The organism is Paenibacillus senegalensis JC66 (assembly GCF_000285515.1).
GTDB classification, from domain to species: domain Bacteria; phylum Bacillota; class Bacilli; order Paenibacillales; family NBRC-103111; genus Paenibacillus_L; species Paenibacillus_L senegalensis.
Window position 1 is genome coordinate 10,848 of record NZ_HE610964.1, and the last position, 21,764, is coordinate 32,611.

15 protein-coding genes and 1 pseudogene are annotated in these 21,764 nt (G+C 46.3%); 1 reads left to right on the forward strand and 15 read right to left on the reverse strand.

The window, feature by feature from the left end:
- Positions 1-215: 215 nt before the first annotated feature.
- From PSHG_RS23480 to PSHG_RS23545, 14 genes and pseudogenes are all read right to left on the reverse strand, one after another.
- The gene (locus tag PSHG_RS23480) at positions 216-1,931 is read right to left on the reverse strand and encodes an ABC transporter ATP-binding protein (protein ID WP_010278574.1); all 1,716 of its coding nucleotides are present in this window, start codon (positions 1,929-1,931) and stop codon (positions 216-218) included.
- A complete protein-coding gene (locus PSHG_RS23485) occupies positions 1,900-3,729 on the reverse strand; it encodes an ABC transporter ATP-binding protein (RefSeq protein WP_010278576.1) in 1,830 nt (609 codons plus the stop codon). The genes PSHG_RS23480 and PSHG_RS23485 overlap by 32 nt, the downstream gene beginning before the upstream one ends.
- Positions 3,726-5,156, reverse strand: coding sequence for a serine hydrolase domain-containing protein (locus tag PSHG_RS23490; protein ID WP_010278577.1), 1,431 nt, complete (start codon positions 5,154-5,156; stop codon positions 3,726-3,728). The genes PSHG_RS23485 and PSHG_RS23490 overlap by 4 nt, the downstream gene beginning before the upstream one ends.
- A gap of 44 nt (positions 5,157-5,200) precedes the next feature.
- A complete protein-coding gene (locus PSHG_RS23495; RefSeq protein ID WP_010278580.1) occupies positions 5,201-5,602 on the reverse strand; it encodes a DUF4064 domain-containing protein in 402 nt (133 codons plus the stop codon).
- Positions 5,599-6,804: an MFS transporter gene (locus PSHG_RS23500; protein WP_010278584.1), complete on the reverse strand. Its 1,206-nt coding sequence runs from the start codon at positions 6,802-6,804 to the stop codon at positions 5,599-5,601. The genes PSHG_RS23495 and PSHG_RS23500 overlap by 4 nt, the downstream gene beginning before the upstream one ends.
- A 132-nt stretch (positions 6,805-6,936) precedes the next feature.
- On the reverse strand, positions 6,937-7,515 hold the full coding sequence (locus PSHG_RS23505) for a TetR/AcrR family transcriptional regulator (protein WP_010278587.1): 579 nt from the start codon (positions 7,513-7,515) through the stop codon (positions 6,937-6,939).
- Positions 7,516-7,776: 261 nt separating this feature from the next.
- Positions 7,777-9,762, reverse strand: a complete 1,986-nt coding sequence (gene ligA, locus PSHG_RS23510) for an NAD-dependent DNA ligase LigA (RefSeq protein WP_010278589.1) — start codon at positions 9,760-9,762, stop codon at positions 7,777-7,779.
- Positions 9,763-10,029: 267 nt separating this feature from the next.
- Positions 10,030-10,965: pseudogene (locus PSHG_RS28855) on the reverse strand (DNA ligase LigA-related protein); the annotation flags it as partial.
- Between the two features lie 180 nt (positions 10,966-11,145).
- On the reverse strand, positions 11,146-13,368 hold the full coding sequence (gene pcrA, locus PSHG_RS23520) for a DNA helicase PcrA (RefSeq protein WP_010278593.1): 2,223 nt from the start codon (positions 13,366-13,368) through the stop codon (positions 11,146-11,148).
- Complete coding sequence (gene pcrB, locus PSHG_RS23525; RefSeq protein ID WP_010278596.1) at positions 13,368-14,090, reverse strand: heptaprenylglyceryl phosphate synthase; 723 nt, start codon at positions 14,088-14,090, stop codon at positions 13,368-13,370. The genes pcrA and pcrB overlap by 1 nt, the downstream gene beginning before the upstream one ends.
- Positions 14,091-14,387: 297 nt before the next feature.
- A complete protein-coding gene (locus PSHG_RS23530) occupies positions 14,388-15,341 on the reverse strand; it encodes a DUF4340 domain-containing protein (protein WP_148497851.1) in 954 nt (317 codons plus the stop codon).
- Between the two features lie 7 nt (positions 15,342-15,348).
- On the reverse strand, positions 15,349-16,752 hold the full coding sequence (locus PSHG_RS23535) for a GldG family protein (RefSeq protein ID WP_010278602.1): 1,404 nt from the start codon (positions 16,750-16,752) through the stop codon (positions 15,349-15,351).
- 12 nt (positions 16,753-16,764) lie between these two features.
- The gene (locus PSHG_RS23540; RefSeq protein WP_010278605.1) at positions 16,765-17,475 is read right to left on the reverse strand and encodes an ABC-2 transporter permease; all 711 of its coding nucleotides are present in this window, start codon (positions 17,473-17,475) and stop codon (positions 16,765-16,767) included.
- Positions 17,468-18,514: an ABC transporter ATP-binding protein gene (locus tag PSHG_RS23545; protein WP_010278608.1), complete on the reverse strand. Its 1,047-nt coding sequence runs from the start codon at positions 18,512-18,514 to the stop codon at positions 17,468-17,470. Before PSHG_RS23545 ends, PSHG_RS23540 begins: the two co-directional genes overlap by 8 nt.
- 254 nt (positions 18,515-18,768) lie before the next feature.
- Between PSHG_RS23545 and PSHG_RS23550 the strand changes: the two genes are divergently transcribed.
- Positions 18,769-18,996: a hypothetical protein gene (locus tag PSHG_RS23550; RefSeq protein ID WP_010278611.1), complete on the forward strand. Its 228-nt coding sequence runs from the start codon at positions 18,769-18,771 to the stop codon at positions 18,994-18,996.
- Between the two features lie 169 nt (positions 18,997-19,165).
- Here the strand turns inward: PSHG_RS23550 and PSHG_RS23555 are convergent, their stop codons facing one another.
- A complete protein-coding gene (locus tag PSHG_RS23555) occupies positions 19,166-21,682 on the reverse strand; it encodes a U32 family peptidase (protein ID WP_010278614.1) in 2,517 nt (838 codons plus the stop codon).
- Between the last annotated feature and the right edge of the window lie 82 nt (positions 21,683-21,764).

The following is a 21,764-nucleotide window of genomic DNA, read 5'->3' on the forward strand; positions in this document are numbered from 1 at the left end:
ATATAAATAGTCTGGAGCTCTCCGAATCTTACAGAATAGCTCAGACCAGATCAAGGACACGGTTCAACCCTGCAATAGAAGAAAACCAATACTAATTTCATTTGCTAATGCTTCAATATCCTAACATCAATCATGAAGTGTTCTTACCTCTCTTGTATCTAACAACTCGCATCTAATCCTTCAAAGAATACCGTTGTTCCGGCGGCTGTCGTCCTTCAAGAAGTTTCCTGCCGTCTCCATAACCGGGCATACACGCCATTCACTGAAAGCAACTCGTCATGGCGGCCTTGCTCCACAATCCGCCCTTGATCCAGTACAACAATCCGGTCGGCATGCTGTACCGTCTTAAGCCGGTGAGCAACGACGATGACGGTTCGGCCCCGAACTAGCCGGTCGATCGCTTTCTGAACCTCCGCTTCGTTCTCGGGATCGAGAGAAGCAGTTGCTTCATCTAGAAGAATGATCGGCGCATTTTTCAGTATCGCCCTAGCAATGGAAATCCGCTGTTTTTCACCGCCAGACAGCGTGCTTCCGCCTTCGCCTAACATCGTGTCATATCCGTCAGGATACTTCTGGATAAATTCATGACAACATGCAAGTCGCGCCGCTTCCTCGATTTCTTCGCACGTTGCGTCGATTCGACCGAGCCGGATATTGCCTGCAATCGTATCCTGGAAAAGGTACACATCCTGAAACACCATAGATACTTTGTGCAGCAACGCTTCCGGGTCCATTGCACGAAGGTCTTCGCCCCCCATTCTCACTGTTCCCTTATCCGGGTCGTAAAAACGAGCAATAAGCCGAAGAAGGGTGCTCTTGCCACTGCCCGAAGGACCGACGAAAGCGGTAAAGGAACCAGCCGGGATGCGTACGCTGACTTCTGACAAGATTGGTTGATCCGAATATCCAAATGACACGTTCTTCAATTCGATATCATGATCGGAAGAAGGCTGCTGATTACCTGGCATAACAGGCTCCCGCAGAAACTGCATGACACGTTCACCCGTCTGATTCAAATAACGAAATTGCATGTAACCGGCCAGCGCTGTCGAGAGTGGGTCGTGAATTCGCGTTCCAATGATCAGGAATGCTGCGAATGTGATGACATCCAAATTTCCGTCAAGCAGCAAATGAACACCAACGAAAACCATCATGGTAAGACCCGCACGAACACAGGCAATCGCGCTTAGCACAATCGGACCCAACAAGCCTTCGAGCAGGATACTTTGTCGCTTTAATTCCCTGAAAGACCTTTCAAGTCGGACAAAACGTTCCCCGGTCAAGTTATATGCCTTGATCACTTGGATCCCATTTAAGTATTCTTGCAGCCGATTTGCAGCTTCATTTTTGGATCGCATATGTTGCGAACCGAGTTTGCGCTGAATGCTCGAGGTTAAAAGAAAGAGCAGGATGGCCGCTGGCAGCGCCGCGAACAGGGAAAGTGCCAGACGCCAATCAAAGAAAGCCAGACCTGTCATAGCGATCACCGCCATAATCGCTGCCCCGAATATTTGCGGAACCACATGGGAGATGCCATGTTCCAACAACGTGAAATCATCCGTCATCATTTTGGCTACTTCGCCCGGTTCGCGCTTGTCCAGGTACCCCAAGGGCAGCTTGCGCAAATGCTCGGCCAACCGGGAACGGCCGTCCACCCCCGCGCTGTATGCATCACGAAATTGAGCACGGTAGGCAGGAACTTCAAAAACATACAAAAGTATAATCGAAACGGCCAACCCTCCGCATACCCACCATAGCTGAATTGTGTCGAGCGAAGTATCGGGATCGATGAACGGATGAAATATCAGTCTCACGGCTTCAACTAACAATACAAAAGGGATCAGACCCACCAGATTGGCAATGGTTGTGAAAAATACCGGTTTGATCAAAGAACGCGGATTATCCGCCGTAATGTTGCGTAGCATGCTCATCATGTTCAGTATCCCCCTTCCCTCTACCCAAGTGCCATTGTGATGCGTCACGATAGGAATGCCATAAGCGTCTGTATAAACCTCCAGTAGCGATGAGTTCTTCATGCATTCCTCGTTTGACGATGTTCCCGTTTTCCATTACAAGAATTTGATCTGCATCCTGAATGGTGGACAGGCGATGCGCAATGACGATGACGGTCTTGTTTTTCATCAATGCTTTCAACGCCAATTTCATTTCAAATTCATTTTCGGGATCAGCGAATGCCGTGGCTTCATCTAGCACAAGAATGGGAGCGTTCTTTAGCAACGCCCTGGCCACGGTGATCCGCTGTACCTCCCCGCCTGACAAATACACGCCCGATTCTCCAATCAGTGTGTCATACTCGAGGGGAAGATTCTCGATGAACGCATGACATTGTGCTGCCTTCGCCGCAGCGTAGACATCATCGGGCTTTGCATCCGGCCGCCCAACCGCAATATTGTTGTATATAGTATCGCGAAACAGAAAAGATTCCTGAAACACAAATGCAACGGTATCCATCAACTTAGGGGTTTCGATGTTTCGGATGTCCACTTCACCTATACGGATCGATCCTGAATTCACATCCCAGAAACGAGGGACCAGATTGGCAATGGTTGATTTCCCTGCGCCTGACGGACCAACAAGCGCCGTCACTTCCCCTTGTCGGGCGGTAAAGCTAATGTCTATAAGTGCTTGTGTAGATTCCGTTCCGTACGAAAAATGAACATGATCGAAGGTTACATCGAATGAGTCCGGCCGCTTCGGATGTTCGGGCTCTGGAACATACGACTCGTCCAATATGCGATCCATGCGTTCCACGCTTTCATGAACATCCCTGATCGTTTCAGCCAAAAAAATAATTTTGGACAATGAAGCGGATAAACTCGGCGCCATGACTAAGAAGAAAAGGAGAACGGATACGAAGGCGGCATCATTTGGATTGCGGCTCAACAATACAATACCGACAGGAAGAATAAATGCGACTAATGAGCTAAGCATCACTTTAAAAATCAAGGATCCATGTTGAAACTGATTCGTTAATTTCACTCCGTAGTCACGATAACAAATCATGTCATGGTAAAACTGGCGGAATGTTTGTACGGTTTGCCCAAATACTTTGACTGCCGGCATTCCCCGCACATACTGGATGGCCGACGCATTCATTCGTTCCAATGCATCGTAGCAATGCTTCAGGTTTTCTCTCGTCTTAGACCCGCTGATCAATGCAATTTGGATCACAAAACCAAGGGCGATCGGTATAACACATGCAATTGCCAGCCAAACGTTCAGTGTGAACATCACGGTAATCATCAAGACCACAGTCACTATGGCTTGAACGAAATCGGGCATCTGATGCGCGATGAATACCTCGACCTTCTCTACATTTTGTTCCAATGTATTTCTGACTGCTCCTGTCGAATTACGGTTCAGCCAGCCAAGCGGCAATCTGCCGATATGCTCGGAAAGCTTGATCCTGAGACCGTAAAGGATACGGAATGCTGCAAAATGAGAAGACATTCCCCCCGCGAACATGATGAATAAGCCTGCTACAAAACCGAGTAAAGCGATAACCCCTAAACGAATCATCTTCGCCCCGTCGGCCAAAACTGGCGAGGCGGCATTTTCAAGTAACTCTTTCAGAATGTAATAGACGGAAGCGTAAGGCACCAGCATACAGATGGCTCCAATCGAGGACAGCAGGCTAGCGATCAGCAACAACCCTTTCTTCTCACCGGCGATTTCAAGCAACCGTGCAATACTTTTTTTCCGTGTCATGCTGCCCCTCCCTGCGCAAGCTTCAATATGATTCCTTTATAATCCAATGCCATAATCTGATTCTCCATATTTCTATTAAATTGAATGCTATCCAGTGTGCCTTCCAATAAAAAGGTGTCCGTTTGAATAGGCTTCAACCGAATTAGAGAGTCGAACACATGAATCTGAAGCTGATGGTCTTTTAATTCAATGGACACGGATAAATTCATGGACTCGGATTGATAGTGACCGATATAAACGGACATGTCTTCTCCCTCTGCCGGTGCATTTTCATACGTAACATGAGACGCCTCCACTGGTCTGTTGTCCAAGCCATTCAACACGCCATTCATCAATGAAGTTGGAGCTGTGCTGAGCATATTAGTCAAAATAATTCCGGATAAATCTTTTTCAGGCAATATAAACATTTGTGCTCCTCCGCCCTTGATTCCCCCTGCATGCTCTAGCAAGGTTGTTCCATGGAAATCTGGAACGACCGACAAACCGTACCCGTAACCTTGTCTGATGATTGGATTTTTCCAAATATGAACCTTTACCATCTGTTTTATACTATCCTTTGTCAGAATCCGCTCGCCTCCCACCGATATTCCATCCGTTCGGAAGATTTCAGCAAATTTCAGCATGTCAGATACGGTGGATTTCAGAAAACCTGCCGATCGCATTACTGGTGCGTCCCACCAGTTGGGAGAGGCAGCAACTTTGTTTTTCCCTTCTTCTTCACGCAAAATATAAAGTTTTGTTACACTCTTATCACGATATTGATCCATAAAAAAAGAGGTGGTCTTCATTCGAGACGGCTCGAGTATGTTATCATGCAAATACTTCTCATATGTCTGCCCGCTTACGCGCTCGATTATGATACCCAACAAACCATATCCATCATTACTATAATGCCATCGTTCACCAGGATTACTTAACAATTCGAAATCCAATTGTGAAAGATAATCCAGATATTCTCCAGTTGTACGAAGCGGTTGAATCGATTGCTTTTCCCCGCTTATCGTCGGATCAAACTTGAAATCGTCCTCTGTCAAACTGTCATACAGTACCATTGGGAACGTCTGAAGATTAGGAATCCCGCTGGTATGGGTCATCAAATGATGTATGGTCACACGATCGGCAAAGCTACCTTTACTAAGATGAAATTCAGGTAAATAGTTTTTAATCGGATCATGCACACGAATTTTTCCTCTCTCCTGCAATTGCAGAATTGCCGTACAAGTAAAAGTCTTCGTAATCGATCCGATCGCGAACACCGTGTCGCTTGTAACTTGCAACTGTTGTTCAACATCACGGTAACCGAAACCCTTCTCATAAAAAACCTGCCCATGACTTGCCAGCCCGATGGCGACACCAGGCAGATGAAATTCATTTATTACCTTTTCTGCATAAGTTTCAAAGTTGGCAACCCATTCGTCCTTCCACATTTTTGATCACTTCCTTGTTCAATCAAGTCTATTACTCGTCAGGCTCATCTCAATGTCTTTTTTTGAGGCTTTCTTGCCAATGCGATAATACCTGAAGCAATATAGAACAACCCAGGTATCGCAGCAAATAATGATAAAAAACAAGTCACTACGGATACGATGATCAATCCCCAGCCAGCAATGAACGAATTATGGTTTCCTTTGAGCAACCATGCCGCACCTACGCCGAGGGCCATGCCGATCAATCCGGGTAAAATAAACATTGTTCCGGCCTGATTCAACTGTTCCAACGTATATGCATTCTCGCTTGCACTCCATCCAGATTCCAAGTATTTCATAAATTTATCGCTTTTCGTTAAGTACATAAACACGACACCTGTTGCGACCATAACAAAACTTGCGATGATTCCAAGTACACTTAATACAATTTCCACTGTACGTTTCATAAAGAAAACCCTCCGTTTTTTTGATGAATTTTTTGTCTTTTTCGCCATATACTCAATATGATCAATCCCATCGTTGCACTAAGCAGGGCAATCCCTGCCATGGGGATTCGTAGATCTACATGATAGAGCGAAGTGCTTACAATCGGTGCGACGATCGCCGAAATACCTTGCACGGCCGTCACTAGCCCGGCTACATTGCCTTGCTGCTCACGTGTGACGGAGACAGACGCCCCCACCATAAAACCGGTCATCGTAAAACCCGCACCCGTTCCTAAAAGGAAGAACGCAAAATAGTAACCTGGTAACTGGTTGGCAAGAAGGAAGATCACCATACCTACGACCACAACCAAGGAACCAATTAAGATCATCGTCGCCGGTGTCCACTGTAGCCACTTGCTCTGAATGATCTGGGTGATTAGCATAGCCAAGCCTGTTAGCATCAATCCAAAGGAAACCACCCACGCTAATTGATCAGACGGAAGTCCAAGTTGATCCTGCAAATAAAACCCGCCAATAACCTGTATCGTAAAAAGACCCATCATGGTAACGAAAGCTGCGAATAAATAAAGTCTCAAACCACGTTGAAACGGTTTGAGTTTCCGTTTCGTTTCCTGGACATTTGGCTTGCTTGCAGGCATGAGGAACAAAGTGATTATCAAAGCGGCAGCTATGATGACGATGCCAAAATATAAAGGCCATAACAAACCTGCTAGACTAAAGATACCAGCTATGGCCGGGCCGAGAATCAGGCCCATTCCATTGGCCGCACTGATGACTGCCATTCCGCTACCTTGCTCTTGATCTGCTAATCCATCGCCCATTAGTGCTTGGGACGCAGACAGAATGGCTGGGATGAACATGCCAACCATGCTTCGTGTCAAGATCATCAAGAACAGCAGCCATCCGCCACTGAGCCAGTGATGAAGACCGCTATTGAATGTGAGCGTCAAAAATACGGTACTGAGGGCCATGCCGGTCAACCCGACGAGAATAACCGGTTTCCTTCCCTTCCTGTCACTAATCCTTCCCCATATGGGAGCCATTACTGCCGTCATAATCGAACCGCTTGAAATCAAGATGCCGGAGTGGATTTCTCGCAGTCCCAATTCGCGGATCAATGAGGGTGTGATGGGGGCGAGAATCATGACACCTAACATTGCGACAAAAACACTAATAAAGACACTAACATTCTTCCTTCTCATTCAACTTGACTCCTCATCTTTTGATCATTTTCCCATTTTCCCCTGTATTTCTCAGACTTCAATAACTTCTTTAGATGAAAGTGGATATGAACGAATATATTTTTATTCATTCACGCTACTGTAAAAAAAACATCAATTTTGCTGCTGTTTGGTGAGTCCTGTTATAATAAACTCAATTAAATATTGCATCGCTTTCGGAAAATGCTCAATGCCAATTTCATCTTTATGCATGTCGATACAGACTAATGAATCAAAGAAAACGGGCAACAGCTCCTCATCAACATCCTCCCTGATCATTCCTTGTTGCTTCCATTTCCTCAGCAGACTCAAATAAAAATCCCGAACGGAATCCATGCTTTGACTGTCTTCATCTCTGTAATGTCTCTCAAGTTCTTTATAAAAATCTTGATTATACCATTCTTTTAAAATGGGGTTAGCATGGATGGCCTCTTGATTCTCCTTAAGTAGCTGACTGATAATGTGCACCGGTTCCTGAGTCAAATCCAACGATTCGGTCAACCGATTCTTGAGTTTTTTATTCTCCTGCTTATATATTTCAATGAACAATTGTTCTTTTGAAGCATAGTAATTGTAAAAGGTTCCAACACCTATACCTGCATGCTCAGCTATTTCTTTAATGTTAGTTTTTTTAAATCCTTTTGCACTGAACAAATCCTTACCACATTCGAAAATCCTGGATTCTATATCCATTAGCCTCAATCCTTTGGGTGAATATTTTTTAATTTATTCACCTAAAATTAAACCACATGACGTATATTCCTGTCAACAGGGCATTTCCTACTAGAGTTAGTCTGTCACAAGGAGCTAGTCGGAGGATTGAATACATTCTTCGAAACGGCGAAGCGGTGTTTTCCATAAACCCCTTCCGGCAGCCGCTATGAGAGCAAATTATAAGAGGTGTGCCACTTATTCAGTAAGCACACCTTCTTGACCATTCTGGAGTTGCCTTTTTTACTTTAACATATTGTTGAATTCTTCTTCATCAATTATTTTAATACCTAATTCCTCTGCCTTTGTTAATTTACTTCCTGCTTCTTCTCCCGCAAGGACAAATGACGTTTTCTTGGAAACACTACCTGAAACTTTGCCACCATGCATTTGTATTAATCGAGTAGCTTCATCTCTCTTTAGGTTCGGAAGTGTTCCGGTAATAACAAATGTTTTCCCAGTAAATCTGTCATCATTACTTATTTCCGATACTCTTGATGTAGTATTAACGCCAGCTTTTTTCAGTTTGCCAATCAAGTCTCTTGTACTGTTTTGACTAAAGAAATTCAATACACTGTTGGCAACTACTTCACCAAAATCCGGTAGCATGATTAATTTGTCGTAGGTAGCGTTACTAATCTCGTCTAAATCTGCAAAATTAGAAGTCAACACCCTTGCCGTTTGCTTCCCTACATTCTTTATTCCAAACCCTGTAATTAGCTGGTCCAAATCATTTTCCTTTGATTTATCTATCGCATTCAGAAGGTTATCAATCGACTTTTCTCGTCCAATTATTCCCTTCTCAATTAGCTCATCACGGTATTCTTTAAGGTGATAAATATCTACGATATCTCTAATATACCCTTCCGACATTAAGGACTCGACTGTACTTGGCCCTAAACCTTCGATATCCATCGCATCTTTAGAAGCAAAATATATGACTCCTCTAATCATTTGGGCAAAACACTCGTTTCCACTACAACGAATATCCGCGCCATTGTCATCTCTAACAGTCGGTGAATTACAGATCGGACACTCTTGAGGTATTGTGTATTTAACCGCACTGCTCGGTCTCTTCTCAGGAATGCTTCTTACAACTTCAGGAATGATATCCCCTGCCTTTTGTATAACAACGGTATCACCTATTTGTATATCCTTAGAATCAATAAAATCTTGATTGTGTAGAGTCGCTTTGGAAACTTCAGTTCCTGCTAGTATGACAGGCTCTAAATGGGCTAAGGGCGTTAGCCTACCTGTACGCCCAATTTGTACTTTAATGTCTTTAATAACCGTTTCCTTTTGCTCTGGCGGATATTTAAAGGCAATAGCCCATCTTGGTACTTTACTTGTCGTCCCTAATATTCTTCTGTCATTCAAATTATCAACTTTTATAACAGCCCCATCGATACCAAAAGATAAACTTGATCTTTTCTCGCCTATCTCTGATACATATCCCCATATTTCATCTGCTGTTGTACAAATTTTATACTCAGGAACTGTTGTGAAACCTTGTTTATCTAACCATTCCAATGTTTCACTATGGGAAGTGAAGTCTTTTCCTTCTGATATTTCTAGGTTAAACACGAATATATCCAGGTTACGTTCTCTTACCACGCTCGGATCTAACTGCCTTAAAGTACCTGCAGCTAAGTTCCTTGGTGTTTTGTATTTCTTGCCCAATATATCTTTATTTATTATTTCTTCAAAGGTTTCATTAGACATATAAACTTCCCCACGAACCTCTAAATAAGGTAATTTAGTGGGAATCTCTTTAGGTATTGACTTTATTTCTAAAAGATTTTCGTAAACTGACTCCCCTACTTGACCATTACCCCTCGTAATTCCTTCCGTTAATTTACCATCGTGATACCTTAACATTACGGATAAACCATCAATTTTCATCTCAACCACAAATTTCGGATTGGAAACCTGTGAACATACTCTATTTACAAAACTGTATATCTCTTCTTTTGTAAATACATTTTGTAGGCTTATTACTGGTACATCATGCTCAACTTTTCTTAATTCACGTTTAACAGAGCCTCCTACTTTTTGTGTAGGGGAATCCACACTAACATATTCAGGATGTTCTTTTTCTAATTGTTCTAATTCGTTAGCAAGTCGATCATATTCATAATCAGTTATTTCTGGCTGTTCCTCATCAAAATACTTTCTATTATGGTACTCAATTAATTCCCTTAACTCCTCTATTCTTTTCTTCACATTCATGCCAACACCCCCCACTACCTGTTTAAATATCCTTAATTGCTGTAAGTTCTCAGTATAAGTATTGGACAAATAGTAACTTTATTATTTCAATAAGACATAACTCAAAACCTTTTTTGCGAAAGTAAATTCATTTCCTAACGCACAGTTGATAATCCAATATTATATATCCACTTGTTTAGAATTTCACTTAGAATACATATAGTGAAAACGGGCTCTATAATTACACATTACTACATAAGCTACATATGTTAAATAACTGTATATAACTATTGCCCAACGGGGAAATTTATCTGTATAGCCGAGCACTTCCCTGGTTCTCATGTCATTAACTTTGATGACCGCACCATCTACCAAATAGTCAAGCTCCAGCCGCTTCTCCGCCAAGCGCTCCATTTCTTCCGCTACTTGCTCAATCGTCTCGGCCAAATATACATACGGGTTTACTTTAAAATGATTATCCCGCAAAAATTGCAGCATTTCCTCATGAGTCTCAAACTGTAAGCGATCGGAGTAGCCGATGTTGTAGAAAAAACCGTCCAGCTTACGAGAAGCCGTTACCGCAGGGTTAAGATTTCTTAGCGCCCCTGCCGCCGCATTGCGTGCATTCTTCAAAGGCTCAGCTGCAGTCTGGTTGTACTGCTCCAATACAGAAAGGAACATAAGCCCTTCCCCCTGTACCTCTAGCAGACCTTCCCGGTAAGGGATTTGCAAAGGAATAGAACGGATCGTCTTCACCTGGGCCAAAATACTTTCACCCACCACACCATTGCCGCGGGTAGCCGCTTGTACAAGTTCGCCTTGCTCATAAGTTAGATTCAAGGTCAATCCGTCATATTTCAATTCAACAACAAATGTCAAGGGAGGCAGGGCATCGTCAGGATGAGCGTTGTTGTACTGATCTACCAGCTTGGAAATGCGCTTATACCAGGCGTCCAGACTTTCTTTGCTCTGAGCCTTGTCCAGGCTCCATAACCGCGCTTTGTGCCTGTGAGGCTCAAATCCTTTGAGAATCTCTCCTCCCACACGTTGAGTAGGAGAGTTGGGCAATCGGATACCCGTTTCCTGCTCCAATTGAACAAGGCGATCATAAAGCTGATCGTATGCTTTGTCCGAAATTTCCGGGGTATCCATCGTATAATACAAATAATTGTGGCGATTAATTTGTTCTATCAAATTCGCCATTTCTTTTTGCGCTTCACTCACACCTGATCCCCGTCCCTCTAAAATATTGTCAAGATCGTTCACCAAGCTTCATTATCTAAAACGCCTCGAGAGCCAGTACCGCAAGTAAGCCTGCACCATCCGAGACTGCGTTTTCGCATTCTTGCACAAGGCTTCCAGCATGCACGGTTCAGGCGATATGCAGCAGTCAACCACAGCATCTCAGGCTTTAGTTATCGGTGCAAATTTGGCTAGCAGCCGTTTGACTCCAACTGGCGCCGGGAAAGCAATCTGCAGCTCCTGATCATCCCCTTCTCCCTTGACCGCAACAATTACGCCTGTACCCCATTTGGCATGCTGAACCTTATCTCCATTGCCAAAATTCATCTCCGTGTTTGCTCTTGGAGCGAAGGCCGGTTTGCGGGTAAAGCCAGATGGGGACGGTTTGGGACGGTTATCAAAAATTCTTTCGCCAAACTGCCCTCTCGCCGGCGAGCAATCTTCCAGCAATTCAGATGGCAGTTCCTTTAAAAACCGGGAAGGCGCATTGCTGCTAGTCCTACCAAACAAGGTTCGCATTCTGGCACAGCATAGGTATAACTGAGTCTCAGCCCGGGTAATGCCCACATAAGCGAGCCGTCTCTCCTCTTCTAATTCTTCATTATCCATCAAGGCCCGGCTGTGGGGAAATATGCCTTCCTCCATACCAATAATGAAGACGCTCGGGAATTCCAGCCCCTTGGCACTATGCATGGTCATGAGCACAACAGCATCCTGGGAAGCCCCGTCGTCCTCGCGATCCATCGTATCAATATCAGCGATTAATGCCAGATCTGTCAAGAACGAAACTAGCGATTTGTCTTCATTGCGTTTTTCAAATTCCAGTACAACCGACATAAACTCATCAATATTCTCCAAGCGGGCTCTAGACTCCAGTGTCCCTTCGCTTTCCAACTCCCTCCGGTAGCCCGTCTTTTCTAAAATATGTGCCGTTATTTCCTCGACAGATAAATATTCCACCATACGATGAAGCTCGCTGATCATGTCTCTGAAATCATGAAGGGCATTTTTGGCCCTGCTGTTGATCTCTAAAGCGTCAGCTTCCGCAAGCATGGCAAAAATCGAAATATTGCGTTCAGCAGCTTTCTCCGCCAATCTTTCCAGCGTCGTTGCCCCTATGCCTCGTTTAGGCACATTGATTATTCGGCTCAAGCTAATATCATCATCGGGGTTGGAAACGAGCCGCAGGTAAGCGAGCACATCCTTGATTTCTTTTCGATCGTAGAATTTAATGCCGCCAATAATCTGATATGGAATATCTGATTTAATGAAAACTTCCTCGATTACACGGGACTGGGCATTGGTCCGATATAAAATAGCATAGTCGGAAAAAGAGCGTCCCATACCCTTACCTTTATTGATTTCCGATGCGATGAAATACCCTTCCTCATGCTCCGAATCGGCATGGTACAGCTTGATCGGCGAGCCCTCGCCTTGATCCGTCCACAGGTTTTTCGCTTTTCTCCCCGCGTTGTTGGCAATAATCGCGTTAGCCGCATTAAGAATAGTAGAAGTAGAACGATAATTTTGCTCAAGCAAAATGGTCACCGTTTCGGGGTAATCCTTCTCAAAGTTCAAAATATTGGAAATATCTGCTCCGCGCCAGCGGTAAATAGACTGGTCACTGTCACCGACTACACAAATCCGGTGATGCTTGTCGGCAAGCATCCGGCACAGTAAATATTGCGCCCTATTCGTATCCTGATATTCATCTACATGGATGTACTGAAACTTATTTTGATAGAAATCCAATACTTCAGGCACTTCTTTAAAGAGCTGAATAGTCGTCATAATCAGATCGTCAAAGTCAAGAGAATTGTTGTTTTTCAATTTCCTTTGATACAAGGTGTACACTTTAGCCGCAATTCCTTGATAGTAATCGCCAATCTTATTCTCGAATTGTTCCGGAGTGACCAATTCATTCTTGGCGCTGCTGATCGTCGCCTGCAGCCCTTTGGGGTCAAACTTCTTCGAGTCAATGTTCAGCTCTTTCAGACAGTTGCGAATAACCGAAAGCTGATCCGTCGAATCCAATATGGAAAAGTTTGATGTATAGCCAATCCGGTTAATGTCCCTGCGCAAAATCCGTACACACATGGAATGGAACGTGGAGACCCAGATGTCCCTTGCGGACGCACCCGTTAATTTCTCCACACGCTCTTGCATTTCGCGGGCCGCCTTGTTGGTAAATGTAATCGCTAATATACTCCACGGGGCTGCCTTGCCGCTGGCAATTAAGTATGCAATGCGGTGAGTCAGTACACGCGTCTTGCCGCTTCCCGCTCCCGCCATGATTAGCAAGGGCCCTTCCGTACTTTCCACAGCCTTTTTCTGCTGAGGGTTCAACTTTTCTATAGCCTTGTAAATGTCTTGAATAGAATTCATCATAGGGTTAAACCTTCCTGCTTATTATCGTCTTCCTTGGCCGCCTTCACGGTGTCCAGTGCTTCCGCTAAGTTATCATATACCGCATTGCCCACTACTATCGTATCGGCCACAGCCGCAGCCTTCCGAGCCTTCGCAGCATTGGTAATCCCGCCGCCGTAGAACAAGCGCGATTCCTCCAAGACTCGAGCAGCCCGGGAAACAAGCTCCAGATCGCCATAAATGCCGCTGTATTCAACGTAAAATACAGGGAAGCGAAACAGCTTGTCCGCCATGCGGGCATAAGCTATCAAGTCTTGCTCATCAAGCGAAGCCTCCGCTTCCGTCACCCGAGCTGCTGTGGATTCCTCATTCAAAATAACGTAGCCCTCCGCCAGAACGGCGCTCCAATCAATAACAGCTCCGTATTCTTTGAGCGCACGCTGCTGGTGCCCGCAAATCCAGTCTCCATTGCGGGTGTTCAAGACAATGGGGATCAGATAGCCGTCGAATCCGGGAACTACCGAATCAATGGCCGATATTTCCTGAACGCAGGGAAGTGCATACCTTCGAATCCGCCCCAAAAGCTCTACCGTATTATCAAAAGTGACCCCGGATGAGCCTCCTACAATAATCGCATCCGTGCCGGATAGACAAATCCTTTCCAGCGCATCATCGGACAGGCTTCGGTCAGGATCCAATTTAAAAACATGCTTCCACTGCTTGATTTCATCTAATAGCATTCATACCCTCCGCTCTGTCCGCCGGGCCTCGCCGCGTTCTTTTCTGCTGTATCTTCCATTCATCAAAATCGGATCGAATAATTATTACTCTTTCAGTCTATTCCAGCCCTTTAAGCGTGTCAAATCACCCTGCAGAGGAATAATCCGGAGGCTGCACATCCCCCTTATTAAGGGACTTCAGGCAAGTAGGCACCCCTTTTATTTTCCTGCAAACATCTGGGTTGACAAAACACCGTGCCGCAAAAAATCAGCCAAATACCGCCGTTCCAAGCGATACTTGACTGATTAATGGTATGTCTACTCCCCTTCAAGAAAAGCAAGTCCTTGCTGGAACCATTGCTCGATCTCCGCAGATCCGGCACTGTATATCCATGGGCTTCCCTCTTTATGGACCCTTACAGAGTCTTCTTGAAGATATCCGGTAAACGTATATTCAGCTACTTCTCCATCTCTGTTTTCCCTGACCTTGATAATTAAATCAGAGGAAGCTTCAGCCGCTGCGGCCCCATCCTCAAAGGCCTCAAAGGGCATGGGCAGTTCATCGGTATAGATCGTTGTCAGACTATCCAGTAAGGCGGAGCCTTGGGGGGGTTCAAGCGTAACGCCACCCAAGCTCCAGGATGCCTCATAAGGAGCCTTCTCCGTCTCCTGCTTCTCAAGCAGCCACTGCTGTCCCTGCCACTGCACCTCCAGGGCTTCAACTTGATTATAGGAGAGCTTGAATACATTTTTTTCAATTAGGTCAATAGCTCCTTTAGTCAATGAGGTAACGGTACTCTCAGGCAGGGTAAATACAGTATCTTCTTCATCGACTCTGACATAATAATGAGCGGAAACAGGCGAAGCCGATCCGACCGACAACGTATGATCAGCACCATCATCCCATTGTACAGCAAGCTGATGGGCAGGACTGTCAAGTCCAAATTCCGCCATGTTTGCCGACTGCCCTTCTATTTTATCCGTATAGCTCATCGATTCGAATGCCGTCAGCCATTGCTCGATCATAAACGGGTTCACCGGAAATTCATCCGGCTGCAGCATGGTCCACCCTGCCTCTCCAAGCTGCAGCTCAACCGTTTCATCCGGAGAGATAAGCATAAGATTGACGACCTTCTCAGCTCCCTCTCCATTAACCAGGAGCGGGGAATGTTCCGGCTCAGCCGGTTCCTGGAACCAGGATTGCGAAGAAGCATACCAAAAACCAGCCGCACATAGGAGCACCAGAAATATAGTAGGCCAATACTTCTTCAATCCATCCTCACCCTTTCTTCCTTCTCCACCATACAATGGCCCCCATTACCAGAAAAACAATCGGCAGAACCATAACGGTCAGAGTAAAAATCAAGTTGCCCTGCTGACGTGTAATATAAACCTGCTGCAAAAGAGCCTCTTCCCGCGGGCGAATAGTCATTTCATTAGTCTGCCCGTGAAGCCAGCCCACGCTATTCAAAATAAAATCCCGGTTGCCCTGCTGAGCCAGCATCTGATCCTGCAAAAAGACGCCATTGCCAATCACAACGGCCTGAGCCTCGCCTTGTTCATCCTCCACGGCATAGGCCAGGTGCAGAGGACCGGTCAGATCGCCTTCTGCCGGCTCCAAATCCTCTTCCGTCATCGTCCCCGACCAGATCGCCCCAAGCTCCTTCTTCCCGTGGGCCTGACTCGAGGTCTTCAGCAAAGCCGTAACGTAGCTTTCCCCGCTTTCCTCGCTGGCCGCCCCACTGCTAAGAGCCATAGCGGCAGGCAAAATGGCTACCCGGTCCTCCTGACCCAGTTTATTGACAATGTCATGAATCCCAAACTCCGGTACAATCGCCAGGGGATCCTTGATCAGCGTCTGACTTGCTTCTACCACCAATGCTTGTTCATTGACAATGCCATATTCGCCAAGCAGGGCATCCCATTGTGTCCATTGGTCCATGTCGGGCACCAGATCAATAGTCATCAGCAGCCTGCCATCCGCCGCGAGGAAAGGCTTCAGCAGCCCGGCTTCCTCTTCACTTAAATCCGATTGCGGGGAGAGAACGAGAATCGTCTCAGCATCCTCGGGAAGAGCCCCTTCCCGCAAAAGATTTAAGTCCCGGACTTCATATCCCTCTCCCTCCAGGCTTTGCCGAAAAGCGGGCAGCTCCGAAGATGTAAACTCTCCATGTCCGGTTAGAAAATAAAGCGGCCGAAGGTCGTCCGACGTTAAATTTTTGATCGCCTGGGTAAACCGCTGTTCACCACTGAACGAATATGTAGTATCCGTAGAGCCGTAACCAAACAGTTCGTAGCTGGATAGGGAGCTTGTCTTCTCTCCGCTCTCGAATATAATCGTCCCCAGCTGAGTGACCTGATACTTCTGTGCCATGGACGGCTGCTGCACCGGATCGATTTCCTCGAAGCTGATTAAGCTGCTTCGCTTCTCATATTCTTTTAGCAAATCAGCAACTTGTCTATCCATATAAGGATCTTGCGAGATAAACGAGACAATATGCACTGGTAGCTGCAATTCCTCCAGCACGGTTAAGGTCTGATCAGCCAGCGTAAACCTTTTGTTCTCGGTCCAATCCCACTGGAGTCCCTTCACAGAGTTGAGAAAAACGGTAAGCACGATAAATATTCCTACAACAGCTATAGAAAAAACGGCCGCATTTGTTCCTCTAATCCATTGCTTCACGTTTTTCGCCTCCTATCTCCAGCGTTTACTTTCCAATGTTTGTCGGCTAAGGACAATAAATACAGCGGACAAAGTAACATAAAACAAGACATCCGCAGCGTCAAACACGCCCTTCATCATGTTCTCCATTCGTCCTACGATAGAGAACATGCCAATAATCTCGCGAGCGGAATAGAATAAGCTTTCACCTATCCAATCAATCATCCAAAGCCCCATTAGCAGAGCGAAGCCAATGATCCCCGCTACCATCTGATGCGCAGTTAGCGTTGATGCGAAGAGACCAACCGCCATCATAGCGGCTCCCAGCAAAAATAAACTAACATAAGTCAGCCACAATACCGGCATATCCAGATCGCCGAAGTAAGACATAATCAGTGGATAAATGAGCGACCCGGCAACTAATAAAAATTGCACCAGCAGAGCAGCCGCATATTTGCCGATCACAATATCCCATATCGAGGCCGGCGATGTCAGGAGCAGCTCATCTGTCCCCTGCCGCAGCTCGTCGGAAACTAAGCGCATCGTCAATAGAGGAACGGTAAATAAATACAGCACCAGAATATTGCCAAGAAAAGCCCGAATATCAACGACCGGAAACGATAAAAAATCAAGGCTAAACATGAAGCCGCTGACGGCAAAGAAAAAGGCGAAGGCCACATAAGCGGTTGGAGAATAAAAATATAGCTGCAGCTCCTTGCGGCAAATCGCGCCAATCTTACTCATGGTCCTGTCCCTCCTGTTCCTGCGGGCTAGAAGCCCCTTTTATGGCAGCATCAGTAGCGGGGATAGGGGCTTCCCCCAGCTCGGCAGCTTCCTCATCTGTCGTTAATTTGACGAAGATGTCCTCCAAAGTCATTCCATCCCGCTTCATTTCGAGAATCGGGAAACCGCTGGCCGCCATTTTATAAAAAAGAGCTTCTCTGATATCTTTCTTCTCCTTTGCTGAAATGAGCAAGCTGACCGTTTCGCTCTCTTCCGGCCGCACGGTTGAATCAGCACGAAGCTCAACCTCCGCCACCTCTTCCATCTGGCGAATCTCTTGAACAACTTGTGCCTTAATTCCTTTGACTTGCAGGTGAACTTTAAAGGTCTGTTCCATCGACTCCGCAAGCCGTTCCGGCTTCTCATCCAGCACAATCCTTCCTTGATTTATAATGAGCACCCGGTTGCAAATCGTGTTCACCTCAGGAAGAATATGCGTGCTCAGCAAAACGGTATGATTCTCCCCGAGCTCCTGGATCAGCTGACGGATCTCAATGATTTGATTCGGGTCCAGTCCGGAAGTGGGTTCATCCAACACCAATAAATCAGGCTCGTGAATAATAGCTTGAGCCAGTCCTAGCCGCTGTTTATATCCCTTGGACAAGCTGCGAATAATCTGCTTTTCTCTGCCGGATAGCCCCAGCTTATAAATAACTGCTTCCAGTCTCTCTGCCTGCTTTTTACGCGGGACTTCCCGCAAATCTGCAACGAATTTCAAATAAGACTCCACCGTCATTTCCGGGTAAAGCGGCGGAATTTCAGGCAGATAACCGATTTTTTTACGTGCTTTAGCAGGCTGATCATTCATGGAAAGCCCGTCCACCTCAATCGTCCCCTGAGACGGATTCAGGTAGCCGGTAATCATTCTCATCGTGGTCGTCTTGCCGGCACCATTAGGGCCGAGAAAGCCAACAATTTCCCCGCGGGCAATCGAAAAGCTGATATCCTCCACCCCTCTTTGGTTTTGAAACACCTTGCTGACATTCTTCACTTCCAGCACGTTACCAACCTCCTGGCCCTATTTTTCCGCTTCACACATTGTTCACAAAATCGAACCTAACTTTACCTTTAAAACAATAAAGAAACCTTAAGTTCACCTAAATGCAGGCTTAAAAAAATGTGACTAAAATGTGAACGGATTAATAAGCTGCATATATTAATTTCCATTTTGCGAACTTTTTTATATTTTCTATTCGTTTGGAAGGAACTTTCTTCTTGATTGGCGAACTATTTTAGAAGGTGAGGTGACAGATTATGTATCGTTTTAAATCGCTGAACACTGATATGGAACTATTCACGGCAGCACTACTCCAGCATAAAGTATCGGTCTGGACGAAAACAGCCGACGATATCTATGCCTTATTGGATGACGGGGGCATTATTCAAAAAATCACCCCTGACTGCGTTGTCATTCGATACACAGACGGCAGTGGAAATAAAGAATATTATTTGCGCGATGAGTGCGATTTCCGCATAGAATAAAGCCCAGACTCGTGTAGCACAGACAAATTCCCCTGTTCCATACGGAAAAATGCTGCCTCTAACCATCCCTTGATTTTTGAGACGGTTCGGGTTATCGCAGCCTTGAACACTAAAGGAAAAGAACCTCCTGGATAAGATGAAGTGCCAGGGGGTTCTTTTGCTGTTGCAATTATTTTACTAATTGGCCTCGAGTTACTCCGAGCTGATTCGTCGCCTTCAATGTTTTCCAAACCTGGGTGCCGCTGATCTGGCCCTTCAACGCCCGATCATATAAGGAGATCACTTCCTTCACTTTATCCCCGCTTTCCTCCAGGAACTCCAAACGGTAGGTCGACACACCCAGCTCAACAAATTGTGGTATATATTCTGAACCCGATTGTTCTATAGCATTGTATACCGTATTTCGGCAGCCTTCATCAACCCGAACGGGATGCGACATGCCAATACGATCCTGAAGTGAAACCCGATGCTGTTCACAAGGCCTGCCGCAATTCGTGTAATCAGTCCCTTCACTCAGGAAAGTACAATATACACAGTGCTCCGTATGAAACATCGGCAGATGCTGATGGATAACCAGTTCAGTCTTGGCAGTATCCGTTTGTCTCAACAAATCGATCATCTGCTGGATGTTCAAGTCGTATGAAGGGGTTACCCGGGTACATCCCGCCTCAAGAAAGACATCAACCGCTTTATGGTTGGCAATATTCAGGGAAAAATCCCCAATGAGCTCCGGATGGTATGCCTCGGTCTCCTCTTGTCTCTTCTTCATAAAATAATACAAGGCGGCTGGATTACGAACCAACACCCCATCTGGCTGCAGCTTCAGGAGATGATTGAAGTATCCGTTTTCCCCGGGCATATGAATGCGGGGCGTGGCCAACACTATAGCTCGCCCAGCGCTGCGAACTGCCCGAACGGCATCCGGATACTGTTTAATGAACTCAAAGTCGGCATAGATCGTTTGCACATGCGTTTCCAGTACCGCATGCACTTGCTCGAGAGACCGGCATAAGGCGATCAGCCGCGGCTCTCTAGCAGCTTCCGCGGGCAGCATTGAATCAGCTGCTGACGGACTCGATATAACTGTTGAACTGCCATGCTTGCGATAGACAGGCGGCTTTTGCCTCTCGGCCTCCAGGAGCTTTACAGCTTCCCTGCGGATGCGGTTCAGCTCGCGTATCGGCAGGATCGCCTCACCGGCTATATGCTGCTGCAGTTCCTCCAGGTAAAACAAAGTCCCGCCTAGCCGGCCCAATTGTTCCTTGAGCAGTACTTCATCAAGCGGTCTTTTGTTCGCCGCCTCCAGATGCTGCTCAGATTCCACGGTGACGGTATGGCCTCCCGCCTTATCGGTCCAAATAGTCTTCAGAGGCTGGCCAACGCCCCCAACTGCTTTGACCTGAAGCGGAAACTGGCGGTAGGGCTTGTCTGTTTCAAATGTGGCCCGCAGCCTCTTATCGAGGTGAGGGTCATTGGTTTTCCAAATTCGATCGCCTACATGGACCCGGGACAAATCCACATCCTGACGGCCCGGTACAATTTCGATCTTGCCGCCGCGCGCTTCATTCTCCAGCTTGCGCCCTTTTTTCCGCAGATCGTATACCCTACCGCCCTCTTCTTTCTTTGTCGGATCACCTGCATCGAATACGATGCCGTCTCCTCTTTTCAGGGGAGCTTCCAGCTCGCATACGACACCGTCCCTCAGCTTCTGAATGACCCTGCCCAAATAGACTCCCCGGCTCTTCGGAAAGGTCCCGTCGACCAGTTGTTTATTATTGGTTCCTTTAAGAAAGCCGTAAGTGAAGCCGCGTGAAAAGCTCTGTTCCAGCTCCCGCATTTCTTCTCTTGTCGGCTTGGACTTGTCTCCGGCAAAGTAACGGTCTATAGCCGCACGGTATTTCGAGACGACGTTGGCCACGTATTCCGGAGATTTTAAGCGGCCTTCGATCTTGAAGGAACGAACCCCGGCCTCAATTAATTCGGGGATCAATTCAAGGGCGGCCATATCTTTAGGGGAGAGCAAATAAGCTACGTCCCCCATTGGCTTTTGCACACCATCCACCATAAGATCGTACGGCAGCCGGCAGGCTTGGGCACACTCCCCCCGATTGGCGGAGCGTCCTCCCCACATTTCGGAGGTGAGGCATTGCCCCGAGTAGGAAACACACAGTGCTCCATGTACAAACACTTCCATCGGCAGCCGTGCTTGCTCTCCTATGGTTCGTATTTGCTTCAGGTTATTTTCCCGGCCGAGAACAACCAGCTCCAGCCCAAACGGTTTGGTGAACTCGACAGCTTCCGGCGAAGTAATCGTCATTTGAGTAGAACCGTGGATAGGAAAATCAGGGGATAGCTCACGAATAAGCTTAACCAGGCCGTAATCCTGCACAATGACCGCGTCTACTCCGGCATCGATGCAGGCTTCAACCAACTGTCTGGCTTCTTCCAGTTCGTCTTCAAACACTAATATGTTAAAGGTCAAATATCCCTTGACTCCATATAAATGAAGAAAGGACATAATTTCCGGCAGCTCATCCATGCGAAAATTGTGGGCTCTGGCCCGGGCGTTAAATTTTTCGACTCCGAAAAATACAGCATCTGCGCCATTGGCTACCGCTGCCCGCATACAGTCCCAATCGCCGGCAGGCGCTAACAGCTCTATATGGTTTTTGCTCGTAATGGACATAGTCAATATTGATCCTCCATTCTAGAAACAAGTTCCGGCTCCCGTGTTCTTGCCGCATATGAGGCCTCAATCCCAAGCGCGG